The organism is Rhodanobacter sp. A1T4 (assembly GCF_014207185.1).
Taxonomy (GTDB): domain Bacteria; phylum Pseudomonadota; class Gammaproteobacteria; order Xanthomonadales; family Rhodanobacteraceae; genus Rhodanobacter.
The window spans coordinates 19,904-34,416 of sequence record NZ_JACHCP010000002.1 but is presented as its reverse complement, the minus strand read 5'-3'; the positions used below and the strand labels follow the sequence as shown (position 1 = coordinate 34,416).

The 14,513-nt window shown below is 57.7% G+C and carries 17 protein-coding genes; 14 read left to right on the top strand and 3 right to left on the bottom strand.

The annotated features are described in order from the left end of the window. The first annotated feature begins 13 nt into the window (after nt 1-13). The 13 genes from HDE80_RS03395 (at nt 14) to HDE80_RS03335 (ending at nt 8,779) form a co-directional block, all read left to right on the top strand. On the top strand, nt 14-724 hold the full coding sequence (locus HDE80_RS03395) for a hypothetical protein (RefSeq protein WP_184667906.1): 711 nt from the start codon (nt 14-16) through the stop codon (nt 722-724). Between the two features lie 44 nt (nt 725-768). Further along, complete coding sequence (locus tag HDE80_RS03390; RefSeq protein WP_184667904.1) at nt 769-1,038, top strand: YlcI/YnfO family protein; 270 nt, start codon at nt 769-771, stop codon at nt 1,036-1,038. Further along, nucleotides 1,035-1,343 carry a type II toxin-antitoxin system RelE/ParE family toxin gene (locus HDE80_RS03385; RefSeq protein WP_184667902.1) on the top strand — a complete coding sequence of 103 codons (309 nt, stop codon included), beginning with the start codon at nt 1,035-1,037 and terminating at the stop codon, nt 1,341-1,343. The genes HDE80_RS03390 and HDE80_RS03385 overlap by 4 nt, the downstream gene beginning before the upstream one ends. A 77-nt stretch (nt 1,344-1,420) precedes the next feature. Then, entirely contained in the window at nt 1,421-1,822 is a 402-nt protein-coding gene (locus tag HDE80_RS03380; RefSeq protein WP_184667900.1) for a DUF2784 domain-containing protein, read from the top strand. Between the two features lie 223 nt (nt 1,823-2,045). Next, complete coding sequence (locus HDE80_RS03375) at nt 2,046-2,576, top strand: hypothetical protein (protein WP_184667898.1); 531 nt, start codon at nt 2,046-2,048, stop codon at nt 2,574-2,576. A gap of 250 nt (nt 2,577-2,826) precedes the next feature. Beyond that, on the top strand, nt 2,827-4,383 hold the full coding sequence (locus tag HDE80_RS03370; protein WP_184667896.1) for a DUF4034 domain-containing protein: 1,557 nt from the start codon (nt 2,827-2,829) through the stop codon (nt 4,381-4,383). Between the two features lie 614 nt (nt 4,384-4,997). Next, nucleotides 4,998-5,747, top strand: a complete 750-nt coding sequence (locus HDE80_RS03365) for a Sir2 family NAD-dependent protein deacetylase (protein ID WP_184667894.1) — start codon at nt 4,998-5,000, stop codon at nt 5,745-5,747. 48 nt (nt 5,748-5,795) lie between these two features. Further along, nucleotides 5,796-6,098 carry a hypothetical protein gene (locus tag HDE80_RS03360; RefSeq protein ID WP_184667892.1) on the top strand — a complete coding sequence of 101 codons (303 nt, stop codon included), beginning with the start codon at nt 5,796-5,798 and terminating at the stop codon, nt 6,096-6,098. Nucleotides 6,099-6,472: 374 nt separating this feature from the next. After that, nucleotides 6,473-6,787: a hypothetical protein gene (locus HDE80_RS03355; RefSeq protein WP_184604081.1), complete on the top strand. Its 315-nt coding sequence runs from the start codon at nt 6,473-6,475 to the stop codon at nt 6,785-6,787. Between the two features lie 54 nt (nt 6,788-6,841). Further along, the gene (locus tag HDE80_RS03350) at nt 6,842-7,237 is read left to right on the top strand and encodes a hypothetical protein (RefSeq protein WP_184604083.1); all 396 of its coding nucleotides are present in this window, start codon (nt 6,842-6,844) and stop codon (nt 7,235-7,237) included. Between the two features lie 80 nt (nt 7,238-7,317). Then, nucleotides 7,318-7,722: a GFA family protein gene (locus HDE80_RS03345; protein WP_343206000.1), complete on the top strand. Its 405-nt coding sequence runs from the start codon at nt 7,318-7,320 to the stop codon at nt 7,720-7,722. Nucleotides 7,723-7,789: 67 nt separating this feature from the next. After that, on the top strand, nt 7,790-8,272 hold the full coding sequence (locus tag HDE80_RS03340; protein ID WP_184667891.1) for a hypothetical protein: 483 nt from the start codon (nt 7,790-7,792) through the stop codon (nt 8,270-8,272). A 54-nt stretch (nt 8,273-8,326) separates the two neighbouring features. After that, the gene (locus HDE80_RS03335) at nt 8,327-8,779 is read left to right on the top strand and encodes a hypothetical protein (protein WP_184667890.1); all 453 of its coding nucleotides are present in this window, start codon (nt 8,327-8,329) and stop codon (nt 8,777-8,779) included. Nucleotides 8,780-9,028: 249 nt separating this feature from the next. Here the strand turns inward: HDE80_RS03335 and HDE80_RS03330 are convergent, their stop codons facing one another. Together HDE80_RS03330 and HDE80_RS03325 are read right to left on the bottom strand one after the other, a co-directional pair. Beyond that, a complete protein-coding gene (locus tag HDE80_RS03330; RefSeq protein ID WP_184667889.1) occupies nt 9,029-10,579 on the bottom strand; it encodes a M56 family metallopeptidase in 1,551 nt (516 codons plus the stop codon). Next, nucleotides 10,579-10,953 carry a BlaI/MecI/CopY family transcriptional regulator gene (locus HDE80_RS03325; RefSeq protein WP_184667888.1) on the bottom strand — a complete coding sequence of 125 codons (375 nt, stop codon included), beginning with the start codon at nt 10,951-10,953 and terminating at the stop codon, nt 10,579-10,581. Before HDE80_RS03325 ends, HDE80_RS03330 begins: the two co-directional genes overlap by 1 nt. A 446-nt stretch (nt 10,954-11,399) precedes the next feature. Between HDE80_RS03325 and HDE80_RS03320 the strand changes: the two genes are divergently transcribed. Beyond that, nucleotides 11,400-13,643 (top strand): ankyrin repeat domain-containing protein, encoded by a 2,244-nt coding sequence (locus HDE80_RS03320; RefSeq protein ID WP_184667887.1) that lies wholly within the window; start codon nt 11,400-11,402, stop codon nt 13,641-13,643. A gap of 160 nt (nt 13,644-13,803) precedes the next feature. On the opposite strand, the gene HDE80_RS03315 is transcribed toward HDE80_RS03320, so the two are convergent. Beyond that, on the bottom strand, nt 13,804-14,292 hold the full coding sequence (locus HDE80_RS03315) for a PepSY domain-containing protein (RefSeq protein ID WP_184667886.1): 489 nt from the start codon (nt 14,290-14,292) through the stop codon (nt 13,804-13,806). Nucleotides 14,293-14,513: the final 221 nt, after the last annotated feature.

Sequence of the window (14,513 nt, the reverse complement as noted above, 5' to 3'; positions counted from 1 at the left end):
TCAGGAGGCGGCCATGTCAACGTTCGATTCGGATGATCGGGACACGATGGGTTATTTTCTGCCAGAGGACAGCCAGCTCCGGCTGAAGAAGCTGCGCGAGTACGCCGAGTTTCTGTCGCATATAGCGCAGCCGCGCACGGCGGACGTGGCGCAGGAATGGATCCCCGAGATCAATGTGAGGCAGGTGGCGATCTGCCTGGAATTGCTGGCGGAGCAGGTGGGTCTCGTGCTGGACGACCTCTCGTTTCCGGCCTGCCGCTCCGAAAGCGAGGCGGCGCCTGCAGCCGACGCAAAGCCTGAAGCCGTGGAGGCGATGCCCAGCGACGCAGATGGATGCTACCTCTTCGGCATGACCCTTGAGCAGGTCGATACGCTCAACCAGCTGATCGACATGATCGTAGCCCATGGCGATGTAGTGACCGCCAGCCATGACGCCGAGCTAGCCGACCACACGCTATCGCTGCTGGGGAACGCCATCTTCGGCGACGCGCGCGCGGTGCGAGAGATCATCCGCCAGGTGGAATCGCAGCGGCTAGGGCCGGCGCGCGGTTCGCACACCGGCGTAAGCGAAGAGCAGGGCGTCTACCGTGTCGCGCGAAAACGCTTGGAAAGCGGGACGGGGAAGTTAAATCACCTCGTAAGCCAGCCCGGAACGAGCATGCGCTGCGTCCGCCCTGGGGTCTCGGGGGCCGCCTTTTTTCCGGTGATTTGTCCGGGTCGTTGAATTGCGCCAATATGTATCGCAATTGCATCGCATCAGGAGGTTTCATGAAGAGCGCGACTATTCCTTCGCTACGTGTGGAGCCGGTTCTGCGCCGCGCTGCGGAAGAAGTTCTGCGTGACGGAGAAAGTCTGTCCGGCTTTGTCGAGTCCGCATTGCGGGCGCAGATTCAGCAGCGGCAGCAGCAGGCTGCCTTCATCGCACGGGGACTGGCTTCCCGGGATCAGGCTAAGGCTACCGGGGTGTACTTTTCGTCGGCTGCCGTGATGAAAAAGCTGGAAGCGCGGCTGGCCAAGGCAAAGAAAACCTCGGCGTGAAGTTCAAGGTCCGTTTCACGGAGGAGGCGCTTGCCGACCTTGAACGGCTGTATGAGTTTGCCCTGACTCGCGACGACGGTGACTGGACCACGGCCGAGCGAGCACTGGCTGCTATCCGCAATGGCTTGGGCTTGTTGGAGACGTCCCCCTTCAGTTGCCGAAAGGCCGCGCCTGACAACACCTTCCTGCGCGAGTTGATCATTGCCTTCGGCGTATCCGGCTATGTTGCGCTGTTTGAAATCGATGATGGCAAAACCGTTACCGTGCTGGCGGTGCGGCACCAACGCGAAGACGATTACCATTGATTCTGGAACTAGCGGGGTCAGCCTACGTACCTTCCCTTTGTTCGACTCCTCCGTTCTGACGACACTCCAGGATTTTGATGGCCGCGATCATCGTGCTGGCGCTCCACCTCGCAATCATCGCGTTCAACCTCGCGGGTTGTGTGCTTATTCCGCTTGGCGCGTGGCTCGGCTGGCGTTGGGTGCGTGGGTTTCGGTGGCGGCTGGCGCACCTGCTCAGCCTCGCTGTCGTAGCGGTTCAAGCCATGCTGGGGCGCGCCTGTTTTCTGACCATCTGGCAGGACGAACTTTCCGGTACGGCGCATGTGCAGCCGTTGATCGAGCAATGGATGAACGGGCTGATCTACTGGCCATTGCCGCTGTGGGTATTTGCCGCCGCGTACGTCGCGGTGTTTGTGTATGTGATCGCGTTGTGGATATGGGTGCGGCCAAGAAAGTCGAGATCGGGAAAAGGTGTCGAGGACCATTTTCCAACACGATGAACGAATAGCGCGGGGCAGGTCCACTTAACTGAGTCATGTAAGCGTCCGCGTCTCTAGTAGGATCTGGCCAACTTAATTGGTGGAGACGACCTTGCAATGGCTTTCTAAGCATCGACGGAATTGGATCTTTCTAGCGACAGTTCTGGTCACGCCTTATGCCAACGCTCAAGCGATGGGCGGTAGCAATATAAGCACTTACATAGCTTCACCGTCCGACTCATGTATGACGAAGCTATGGAACGGGTTGTTACCTCTCGTGGCCAAAGATCACAGTTACATCAGCTTGGCTGATGTGGAACGCGTCACTGGTGTAAAGATGCAGCATGTCGTCCAAGTGGCACCGATGGATTCTATCGGTAGCTACGAAATGCATCGCCCCATGCTGCTTCATTCGTACGATCCTTGGATGCTCTCCGTCCGCGACGAAATTCAAGGCGAGCCGTCACCAGCCGAACCGAATAGCCGCAATTCTTCTTGGCAGGTTGCTCAAGGGCGGGCTACTGGCAGCCGAGGTTTCACCTCTGTTCTCGACATCGCTTGCAGTGGCATGGGCGCGCTCACCCTTGTCAAGGTTGAGGCAGATTTACAGACGGCAGGCTTCAAAGTGGCGGCGAAATCAACAAGGCCACTTCAACAATATGTGGAGATCTTCGCGAATCAGTGGGGTGATCAGATCCATGTCTATTACGAAGCTCCCGTGGACGTTGCCCCTGTCGTGACCTCGCTTCATATCGTTGGTAGGAATGTGCATTGAAGGGGCCAGCAAAAACATAGTTCAGAGTGGAGTTCTTTGAGGGCGATGTTGGAAAGTCGACTCTGCCCCCGGTTTCGGCGGCGAAGACCATGCGCACCTTTCTGACATGATTCGCAACCCTCTGATAATCTCGTGCGCTTGGAAGCCAAAGGGGATCACGATGGACTTGTGGAAGCAATGGAAGCGGTTGGCCGGTATGTCGCTGCTTATGGTTTTGGCAGGCTGTACGACGGCAGTTACAAGCAAGCAAATGCCGAGCGCCATGCAAAATGGCGCGCACCCACCACAGGTGACGCAACCGCCCACGCACAACATGCCGTTCGCGGGAATGGGTCGTACTACTTTCGTCTACTCGATCGATGACATTCATGCGTTCCTGACCAAGGTCAAGGCGGCGGAAGCGATCAACAGTCTGGTGCAGCGTTGCCTCGCCTATCCCGATCCGCCGAATAGTCACTGGTCGCACGCGACTGTCGTGGCCTATTGCCGCTACCACCTGCAGAAGGTGATCTCGTTCGCCGAGGCGCAGAAGCTCATCCAGACCGGACATGCCGCCGATCTCGACCACCAGCTTGAGCAGGATCTGCAGGCACAGCTCAGTGTACCCGCGGCACCGGGCGTGCTGGACCGTACCTATTACAACGCTTTCGACAATGGCTCGTTCGATGTCCGCTCGACGCTGGATGCCTGGAAGCGCGCGTCGCCATCCAGCGCGTTCGCCTATGCGGCCAGTGGCATGGCGTATGTGGCGATGGCTTCCGATGCACGCGGTGGGGCCTATATCCGTGATACACCTCAAAGCAACATCGACGCCATGGACCGCCTGCTGGCACAGGCCGACACCGACCTGCAGCGCGCGGTTGCCCTGAACCCCAAGGTCACGCCGGCCTATGTCTCGATGATCCATGCCGGCTCGATGAGTCTGGGTGATGACTACACGCTCAATGCCGCCAAACGCGGACTGGCGGCCGCGCCTGACAACTATTCGATCTACGGCGTGCTCAGTGGTGCGGCGGAGCCCAAATGGGGCGGCTCGCTGGAAGCCATGGATCGTGTTGCTGTCCAGGCGCAGGCTTACGTAAAACAAAATCCGTTGCTGGCGATCCTGCTTTCGGCGGGGCCTGCTTACAAGTATGACGTGTGCAACTGCGAATCGTCGGCCAATTGGTCGGCTTTTCCCGTGGTGTTCGACAACGTCGCCAGCACGTCGCTCCTGTCCAACGCCGGTTTTGCCGCCAGCGAAAACGGGCATCCCGAACTGGCGGTGATCTATCTGTCAGAGGTGATGCGTTTTCAGCCTGGCGCTTGGGGTGTGCGCCGGCGGCGTGACTTCGAACTTCCTGCCGTGGGCGAATCCGACATGGCGATGGAGGACGCCAACCGCCTCATCGCCGGCAATCCCCAGATTGCCGCCAACTACCGGCTGCGTGGCGACATCTACATGTCGCTGATGGACTACCCGTCTGCCGAAAAGGATCTCGAGCACGCACTGGCCATGGCTCCCGACGACATCGAGGTGCTTTCCTCATTGGGAAACCTCTACACCAACCAGACACACGAGTGGGACAAGGCGTGGGATATTGCTGATCGCATCATCCGCAAATACCCCGGCAGTCCAGGCGGGTGGGCCATGCGGGCGACCATTGTGGAGAATCAGCCGCGCGCCGATTTGAGTGCCACCTATCAGTATTTTGTAGATCACTTTGGCAACGACCCGATCATGCAGTGGCATATCAGCCGCATGCGTGAACTCCTCACCAAATCATCGCAACCGGTTCCGGCAAGTCTGACTCCGCAGCACCCCTAGGACGTGACTCTCGTGTCACCGGTATTGCCGATCTCTCCACTCGCCGCATCACGTTCCACCACGGACAAAGGAAAGACATGATCCGCTTGTCCGTTGCCATCCTCGTCGTCTGTTGCGGTCTCGTTTGATGCGAGATGTATAACCCGACCCGGGTCGGTCTATTAGGTAGTTAGGCCGCAATGACGAAAGCAAGCCAGCCGAGCTACACCGATAAAATTTGCCCTGTCTGTGGCGGCAGCACAGTAGTTCAGGCTGCCCCTGCATTGGGCACTCGGTCATCGAAGTTCCATTGCTCAAGTTGCGGCGCCCACTTAAAGGTCGGCTTTACGCCGCGGTTGCTTTGGGGCATCGCTATGGCGCCCATTGTTCCAGGAGGCGTACTTCTCTTGTACTGGCTACAACCGCACATCGGCTTGCCCCGTGTGGCAATGGCTGGGTTAACCGGCGGCTTCATCGGTCTTGCTGTCGCCTATACTTTCAGCTTAATTCGCAAAGTCATGGTCTTTCGCCCTTACCAAAAACAGCCCTAGACTCGTATGCTGAGGTTTGTGCCTAACCATTCGTTCAAGGCGGACGCCTCCGGCGCCGCTTAACTCCAGCGTTAGAGCCCGCATGTGAAGCCCGACGTTCAACCAAACAAGATTGTGGTTCTATCCGGCTCTGGTTTGAGTGCAGAGAGCGGCTTACCCACGTTCCGAGATTCCAATGGCCTATGGAACGAATATTCCTGGCACGAGGTTGCGAGCCCCGAGGGCTGGGAGACCCGCCCTGATGCTGTTCTCGCCTTCTACAACGAGCGCCGGCTAAAGGCATGGCATGCCTTGCCAAATTCAGCGCACGCCGCAATTGCTTGGCTAGAAGCGGCCTTTGACGTAGTTGTTATTACGCAGAACGTTGACGAGCTTCATGAGCGCGCCGGATCTAGTAATGTGATCCACCTTCATGGGCAGCTGGCGTATGCACGGAGCACATCGGGCAACCCCAAGCGGTATCGTATAGATGACGCCCCCATTTCGCTCGGCCAGCTCTGCGAGGATGGGACTCAACTCAGACCAGACATAGTTTGGTTTGGAGAAGAAACCCAGCATATGGAGGAGGCCCGGTTGCACATGGCCACTGCCGCAAAGGTTCTGGTGGTTGGCACATCCCTTACCGTGCACCCTGCTGCTTCCTTAGTTAAGGCCTCCCGTGGCAGAGCTGAGAAGGTACTTGTCTCGCTTGAAATGGAGAGAATTCCTTACGGGTTCAAGTTTCTGCGCGGCAACGCCACCAGCATCATTCCAAGCTTGGTCAAAGAGTGGCTCACGCGCAGTGGGGCGGGCTCTAACAATTCGTTCAAGGCGGACGCCTCCGGCGCCGCTTAACTCCAGCGTTAGGCACCAATGCGCCACCTCGGCAAATTGAGGCACACAATGAGTTCGAAACAAGATCGTTATGTTCTGCGCCTGGCTTGGTACGACGAGGAGCAATGGCAGCTACTTTGTGCGTTGGTACCCAATCGCGGCGAGCTCGATGACACGTACGAACAATGGCAGCAATCTGCACACCAAGCTATTCGCGAGATCGAGTCCAACGGACGTAAAGTGGAGCGTGTCTCTGTCGACGTGTTAGCCATGTCAGAATGGTGCCGTGAGCGTAATGTTTCGCTAACGGGGGCGGCGCGCGCCGAGTACGTAGCCCAATTGGCAAAAGCGCCTCGCGGCGGTTGTGCCTAACCAATCATTCGAGGCGGGCGCCTCCGGCTCCAGCGTTAGGCGTCAAGAGAAATGACCTCATCCATCGACAAACTCCATGATGCGTCTCTAGTTGCCGTTAACTTCGACTGGCAGGCACGCACATGCAGCTTCAATTTCTCGCACACCACATAAGCTTGAGCCGTTCACGGTCACTTTCTACAGCGTCACTGAGCTACTAATTCCCGCATCCTATCCTTGGGGTTCGTCGGTCTCAGTGTTGGAATTTCGCGAGAAAGGTGAGGGGCTTTACGAGCTTGCTATGCAGTCTGGCGACACAATCACGGTAGTGGCGCCTAACTGCTCGTTCAAGGCGGACGGCTGCGCCGCCGCTCAACTCCAGCGTTAGGTGGCAAATGAAGTCGACAGCATCGAAATGGAAAATTGCGGCTTTGATCCTAGTCACGTTGCCAACGGCTATTTGGCTCTCTCCAAAGAATCCAGATCTTCCCGTATCAAAGTTTGTGTATTTCCTTGGCTTTTTACCGCTTTTCATCGCAGCCGCCATGGAGCTTCAAAGTGAGTGGGAGGCTGTCTTAGACAAGTGGCGCAACCCCGAGTCTCATGTAAAAAATGACCAGAAAGGCAACAAAGTTTTTTATATTCTTTGTCTTACCCTTGCTGGCCTTGTGCTACTTATAATTTGCGTTGGCTCCATGCTGCACACCTAACATTTCGTTCAAGGCGGACGGCTTCGCTGCCGCTTAACTCCAGCGTTAGCCAACATGCGCATACTCGCCTTTATTGTCTTAGCCATCGTCTGTTCACAGACACTTGCATCGCCTTGCAGCGCAGTGAGTCAAAAGCTCACAACCGCGCAAAAGGTCGCATGGGCGCCTGTCTTGGCACAACAACTCAAGACCAGCTCGGCTTCGGTGCAGCAGGTCTTTTCTTTTGCCAATTGGCACATCATCTATGTCGAAACATTCGACTCCGATTCTCCTTTTCTGTTCCTCAAAGGCGAGCCTGTCCGCACTCACTTCGTAACAATATGGAGCGGTGCGGCCCGTCCAGCAGAAGAGCAAAGCATCAGGGCTTGGGCGATTCAGCACGCGCCAGGCATACCTCCCGAATTAGCCAGTTGTTTCGCTTGGCACGTTTCTAAAGCGCGTAACAGGTAAAGTTGGCGAACAACTCGTTCAAGGCGGACGGCGCCGCCGCCGCTTAAATCCAGCGTTAGGCCTCATTGGAGGAATCAGCAGTGATCAAGGAAGTTGGCGGAGTCCCCATACAACCCAAGCATCGGGCTACTTGCCATTGCGGCTCAGTGGAGCTGGAATTAGATCTCCCGGATGGCATCGTCAATCCGAGACGTTGTGACTGCTCCATTTGCAGGCGCAAAGGCGCTGTCGTAGCCTCCGTATCGCTGAGCGGCATCCGCATCGTCAAAGGAGCCGAGTACCTCAAGCTCTATCAGTTCAACACTCTCATAGCCAAGCACTACTTTTGCTCCAACTGCGGTATCTACACGCATCATCAACGCCGTTCAAATCCGGAGCAATATGGCTACAACGTTGGCTGCCTTGAGGGTGTCAATCCCTTAGCCATTCCAGATGTTCCCACAAATGACGGCGTCAACCATCCAGCGGATCGGCATGAGGCCTGACATCTCGTTCAAGGCGGACGCCTCCGGCGCCGCTTAACTCCAGCGTTAGGCCGCAGAAAAGTCCACGATGATCGAGTATCGAGTCACAAAGTACGATCCAGCCCTCCGCGATATCGGGGGCGCGTACGCTCTTCCCGAATGGTCTTCGTTTACCGACATCGGCTGCATGTTCAATGGATCACCGCTGTCTGAAGCTGAGTATTTGCAGGTTGAAAACGCCTACATCAGTTCTGCTCTTGAATTCCTTTGCGAGTCCGGTGTTTCTTCACTGGCAGTTCGCGAACTCGAGAATCATCGCGGGGCACAGCTAACATTCGGCGAGGGTTCAACCCTGTCGCTAGAGCAGCTCAAAACCGCACTCCCCCGCGTACTAAGAGAGGAATTTTGGTGCAAGTTTGAGGGGCCAGATTCGTTCATACATATCGGGTACGACTACTATATGTACGTTGGCGTGCCGACACCTTGCTCCAAGGCGGAGCAAGTAGCTGCCGGTATCGGCCTGTTCGTAGAGCCGTTCAAGTCGCCATACGGTGGCTTGGTTGCGGCCTAGCAATTCGTTCAAGGCGGACGCCTCCGGTGCCGCTTAACTCCAGCGTTAGAGCTCATGATTGACGCACAGGCACGATCCAAACTTGCAGAGCTTTCGCGTTCATTGGTCGCGGGGCTCATCACGAACTATCAGTTTGACGATCGCATTCCGAGATCAAGCGATCCCGCAATTCGTGAAATTTACAACAAGGCTTTCTGGCTCATGTACTGCGATTTGCGTCAGTACCACCTCAAAGGGCGCGATCGGCTTTCTCCGCAAGTACGCGAAGTCGCTGCACGCTGCATCCTCTTTCTCAAGTCGGGGCTTCCATACGGTTGGCCTGTTCTCTCACAGCCTGCAGCTGTTCTGCTCACCATAGCCAATTTGTTCACACTGGGCATTGCCGGCAGGATTTACTCGCATCGGGCCACTCGCGGTCGCGACATTTCCTATTGGCCATTTCTTTCAGGCGAGCAATACTCAGCGACGTTACGTTCACCGGCCTATCTATCGGACAATGAGTTCTAACTAGTCGTTCAAGGCGGACGGGCTTCGCCGCCGCTTAACTCCAGCGTTAAATCTCAGGGGAATGGCTGCTTTGCGGCATGAATTATTAGCATGCGACCGGCCGTTGTTGGCCGATGGTTGCCCTTGCGGTGCTGGTGACAGCCGTGCAAGCTGCGACGAGCAGAGGTCGACCCGAAGCGGACATCTGGGCGCCTCGCATCAGATATGAGGAGTCCCCTCATATACAAGGAGGTCCATCCGAATGGTGGTTTACTCGCGATGGACAGAACCAACGATGATGCCGTTCGAATCCATCACGAACCATACTTCCTCGCTGCCGTTCTCATGGCGCACTAGATATTTGTCCCATCCCTGGGGTGTCACGCCAGTGAACTCATGCGACGTCGTTGGGCCAAGCTGCTTCTGGTGCTCCTGATAGCGTGCCATCTGCTGACGCATCACCTGGGCCAGTGCCGGGCCTATACGTGGTGAATTTGGATCATGATTGAGCACGATCTGAAACGCCTGCTCACTGCCGGGGAACGGCTGTTGGGCCTTCACTCTTGCATCCAGCGCCACGGCGATTTCCTGTGCCTTGACGGCATCAATGCGCGGTGCAGTGGTATCACGGCCGCCCTGATGTAGTACGAGCGCAGTGGCCTGTCCTTGCGGACTCTGCACAAAACTGATGCTCGCCTTAACCATCGTGGCGAAGAACTCCGTATCGCTGCTCGCATAGATCGGAACCGGCTCCTGCCCGAGTATTTGAGTGACAAGGTGCGATCCATCCACCTTGACGGACATGGCTCCATACGGAGCAGAGAGTAGATAGGAGCCTGTATAACTCGCCAGCACGGCAGGACTTACATTGACTTGATTGACTGATGATTCATTCGGTACACCCGGCGGCGTCACTTGTGCAGCAAACGCCGCCATGCCCACCGAAGCAACGATCATCGCGAGCGCCGTGAGGCGTGCCCATTTCCCTGGTTTCAGCAACATGATTTTGATCCTCTGCTCTAGAAATGATCCGGACTCCGCCATGGCAGCCACGGCACCGATGTAACTGGATTGGTTCTGACCAACTTGTATCAGTGTTTCGCAGTACTGCGTCATCTCCTGTCCGCTACGCAGCACGCGCGCATCGCAATCCACCTCGATGGCGCGGCGAAGACGGTGCAGTTGCCACCACAACGGCAGGTTCCAGGGCATGACGATCAGCAGGCACAACGCGACGGTGAGCATCTGCGGATCGCGTGCATCCAGGTGGGATTGCTCATGCGCAAGCACGGATTGCTGGTGAGTAGCGGATTCCTGCAGCAGCCACGCCGGCACCACGATGCAGGGGCGCAGCAAGCCGACCACCGCGGGCCCCACGTCCGACGCGATCAGCACCGGTGTATGACCCAGTTTGCCTTTTGCCCAGCGTCGCTTTCGCGCATATAGCAGGCATCCGCTGAGCGTCAGCGCCACCAGCATCAGCAGCGAAGCACCCAGCCAGATAGCGTGAAACAAACTGTCGAAGCGATGAGGTTGCGCGCGCAGTTCCAGCATGCCCAGGTCGTACATGGCGGCCGGCATATGAACCGAGGTGGCTTCGCGCAGCACGATTGGCTTGGGCACATCCACTGGCTTGATCAGCGCCGGTACCTGCACCGTCACGGATGAAATGATCAACGGCAGTGCAATCGATGCGACGATCGTCATCAGCCAGATCCATCGTTGCGAAGAGACGCGCTGCCTGGCGGCGTGCTCGGCAATCAGCGCGGCAATGCTGAGCAGTACGCCGATCACCAACACATAGATCATCATGGCAAACATCACGGCTTTTCCTTGCCTGACTTATCAGCCAGCAACTGGCGCATGCGCTTGATCTGCTCGGGACTCAATTTCTGGTCCGACACCAGGTGCGAGAACAGCAACTCCGCCGAGCCCTTGAACAGCTTGTCGGTGAGGTGCTGCAAGGCATTCTTGCGCGCTACTTGCTGTTTCGCGCTGGCAAAGTAGCGATGGCCGCGGCCCTCTTCGTCATGCCCCACGTAGCCCTTGGCTTCCAGGGTGCGAAGTACGGTAAGCACCGTGGTGTAGGCAAGCGGGTCGCTCAAGCGATCTCGCACTTCGGCGACCACCGAGGGGCCGTGATCCCATAGCACCTGCATGACATCCGCTTCCCGGTCGGTAAGCGCAATCTTCATCACAACTACCTCGTCTACTATGGTTATAGTAGATGGTGCGCTCTTCAATTCCAGATTGTCAACTACATCTATAGTAGATGCCAGCAGGATCAGGCTCTTGCGGTACGGTGCAGTGATTCACGCCGCTGCCAACGATCCCACCTCTGGGACTTCTGAGCTTCCGAATACTGGATTCGAGTTCGGCGCTTCATATGCCAATCCAGAACGGGGGCAGGTTCACTTAGTAAAGTACGGAAGTGAATCTGAGGTGGCCCGGGTTTCCGACCGCGGGGAGTACGGGCTAGGACAGGGATGCGCCATGGATTCGCCATAAACGTCTGCCAGATTGCGGGTGTTTCCCAAACTGTAGTTAGAGTGCCATTTCTTTGAGAGCGACGCCTTGATAAGTCGACTTTGACTACGGTCTCCAGACCCCGGTTTCCACTCACACACATTGAGGCCTATACATGGAAGTAGCCACGCCACTCGTTTTTCCGCGCGGAATCGCGCGCGCACGCTCCGCATGGATGCTTGCCGTGCTGGCGTTGCCCACGCTGTGGCTAGCCGCGTGTGCCAGCATGTCGGCGGCAGGTTCGGACTGTGCCACCGGGCAGGCGGAATGCACCACCAGGGCCAAGGTTGTCGTCGATGCGGACGAATGGAAGAACGCCGGCGATCCCCGTGGGCTGATGGTGCTCATCCAGTCGAACCTCGATCGCGTGTCGGCGGGCCAATCCGTTTGGCCGACACCGAAAGGCGTCGTGCCCGATGGCCGCCTGCAAATCGTCGATGCGTACGCCGATTTTCTGCACGGTGATTTCGGCGGAATGGATGCAGCGATTGCTAAAGCCGAACAAGCTGCCGACGTGTTTCGGCCGGAGTTTCCCGGACAGCATGCTTACGACTGGAAGGCCAACAACGCCGAATTCCATGCAAGCTTCCTTGTTGCCACGCATAGCTCGTCGCCACTGGTCCGTCTTTACGCCGCACTGCGCGACGTGGATGGCAGCTTGTTCAGTACGCTAGGCAATCCGTTCGATCGCACAGGCCCACAGATGTACGTGACGGCCTCCCCATTGAACGGAGCATGGGTGCGCCTACCTTGCCGCACGGTGATCGGGCGCGTGCCGCAATTCGTCACGGCAACCGATGTGCTCAAGGCGCTGGGCGGCCCTGTACTCGACTGCTCCGTCGATGGCCCGGTCAATTACGCAAAAGACGAATCGCTCGCCCTTCATCCCGAACGTTTGAGTCCGCACGTCGCACCGCCGCCAGCCATGCGTGAAGTTACGGGCTCGCCTGGCGCATCTGCTGCACCGCCGCCACCCGACAGCCGCGATGCGGCGCTCGCCGAAATGGACACGCATCCGCAACAGGCTGCGCCCATCCTCGAACACGCTTCCCATGTGGACGCACAGGGCGAACTCGACTACGTGCTGTTCCTGCATACCTTCGAGCCGCAGACGCCCACACGCGATGCAACCATCCGCGCCCTGCAAAGCGACTTGTACACGAAGGCGATGGCATCGCCAGGCAAGGTTGGCGACTTTCCCCTCACGCCCTACGACGGATCTGACGATTCGCTGTTGAACATTATCAGGCTGGCCTCCGAAGCCGGCATAACGAATAGCGCGGACTACGACATCCCTTGCCCGTTCCTGACCGCGCATCCCGCGCTTATTGCTGCAACGGAGCCGTACTACGGCAGCAATCGCGACAATTTCATGCCCCGTTCGAACTGCGGCGATGGCGATTACGCCCGCATGGGGTTCCCCGCCAAGGCTGTGGCTACTTTTGAAGCGGCTTCCACCCAAGCTGACGGGAACTTCATCGACACATTCCAAGGCACGATGGTGTACGGACTTGAAGCTGGACAAAACGCGGCCAACACATCAATGAGGATCAATCCGCAGGCCATGTTGTCTTCGACAAAGGACTACCCGTCCCCTAGCTTCGACTACCCATACCAAGTCTGGGGTTATACCAGCCTCAACAATTACGTCGTCAGTCTGCGCCTACGCAAGCTTTACCTTACCGCCCGCGATCAGCTCGCCACGTACTACCGGAAGCACATGCAGCTCAATCGCGCCGACAGCGAGCAGGCCGCAAAGGTCACCCTATTTCAGGCGACGTTCGGCGGCAACTGCGGTGGCGATGTTCCTGCGACATCGTTGCGAAGGATGTTGTTGGAGCATGCATCGCTGCATGACATCACGCAGCAACTGGGCACCGACGACAACGCAGGCGCGGCGGAAGTTGATGCCTGCTCCCGATACGCCGGCCTCGACCCATTGCTGCTGGTTGCGGTTGCCGACCCCGCGGCTTTTTCGCTGGTCATGCAGCACGAGCCAGACATCAACAAGCGCAACGCCATCGGCAAGACGGCGCTGATGGAAGCCGCCCAGTTCGACCAGCCCCGCATTGTGGATCTGCTGCTGGAGCATCGCGCCTCTGTCAACGCAACGACTTGGGGTACCCAAGACGGGTTCACTCCACAACTCGGCGATGACGCACGCACCGCCCTGATGTACGCGGCGGCCAACGGCTCGCTGAAACTGATCAAGGCATTGCTGGCCGTCGGCGCCGACCCGTACCAAGCCGACACCAAAGGCTATCGCGCCATCGACTACATGCTGGGCTACGGCCCGGCGCCGCCGAACCCGCATTTGAGCGAGCGCCAGCGTAAGCAAGCCGCGCAATGGCTTTTCTGATGCGCGTCCAAATAGGGGGACAGAGGTAATTAAACGTGGATAACTACCTCCGTCCCCTTTGATTTGGCTACCTGTTGCCTGGGATGAAGAGCGTCACCGGCAGCACGTGCTAAAACTGAAAACAGAGCCGCCTGCATTGACTGTCAGCTGATTGAAGCCATCACTCGCGCGACTGCGCCACTACGCTGCCGTCGGTTGGGTCGACCAGCAGGTTGATGTCGCTGCCTTGCGGTGATTTGGCGGCGACGCTCCACAGGCCGTCATCGAATTTGACGTCAGTGAAGTTCTGGTAGCCGGCCGTTGCCAGCTTGGCTTTGACTTCGTCCGCGTTGAGGGCAGACGGCGCATCGGCTGGATAGACTCTGCCGGTGACCGGGCCGACGGCCAACTTGGACCATTGCTTGTTGCCGCCGCGGGCCTTGGTGCGCCAGACGCCATCCTTGAACGCCAGGCCTTCGACTTCTTTGTAACCGGCGTTGGCGATGGACGTTTCGATGGCGTCCTGGGTCAGCGCGCCGCTGGCTGGAGTCGCCCATGTCACGGTGGTGGCCGTCATCTGGGTGGCGGCGGCCGGCGCCGGTGCGTTTTGCGCCATAGAGGCACTGCAAACCGACAATCCCAGCAAGAGAGGAAGCATGCGCTTGTTCATGGTGAAGTCCTTCTGTTCAACGAAGTTTGGGAGGCCAGCTTGCGCAGGCGCCCTGCAAACCGGCGTGAACGGGCGAATTCCGTTTAGCCCCGACTCAGGCCGCCGCAAGGGGACCTCCGTGCCAGAGGACGCTACGGCGTAAAATGAAGGGGTAGTTCAGGTTCATTTAATTTGGTTTTGGAAATGAACCTGACCGCATTGTTCATTGTTCGGAGCGCGGC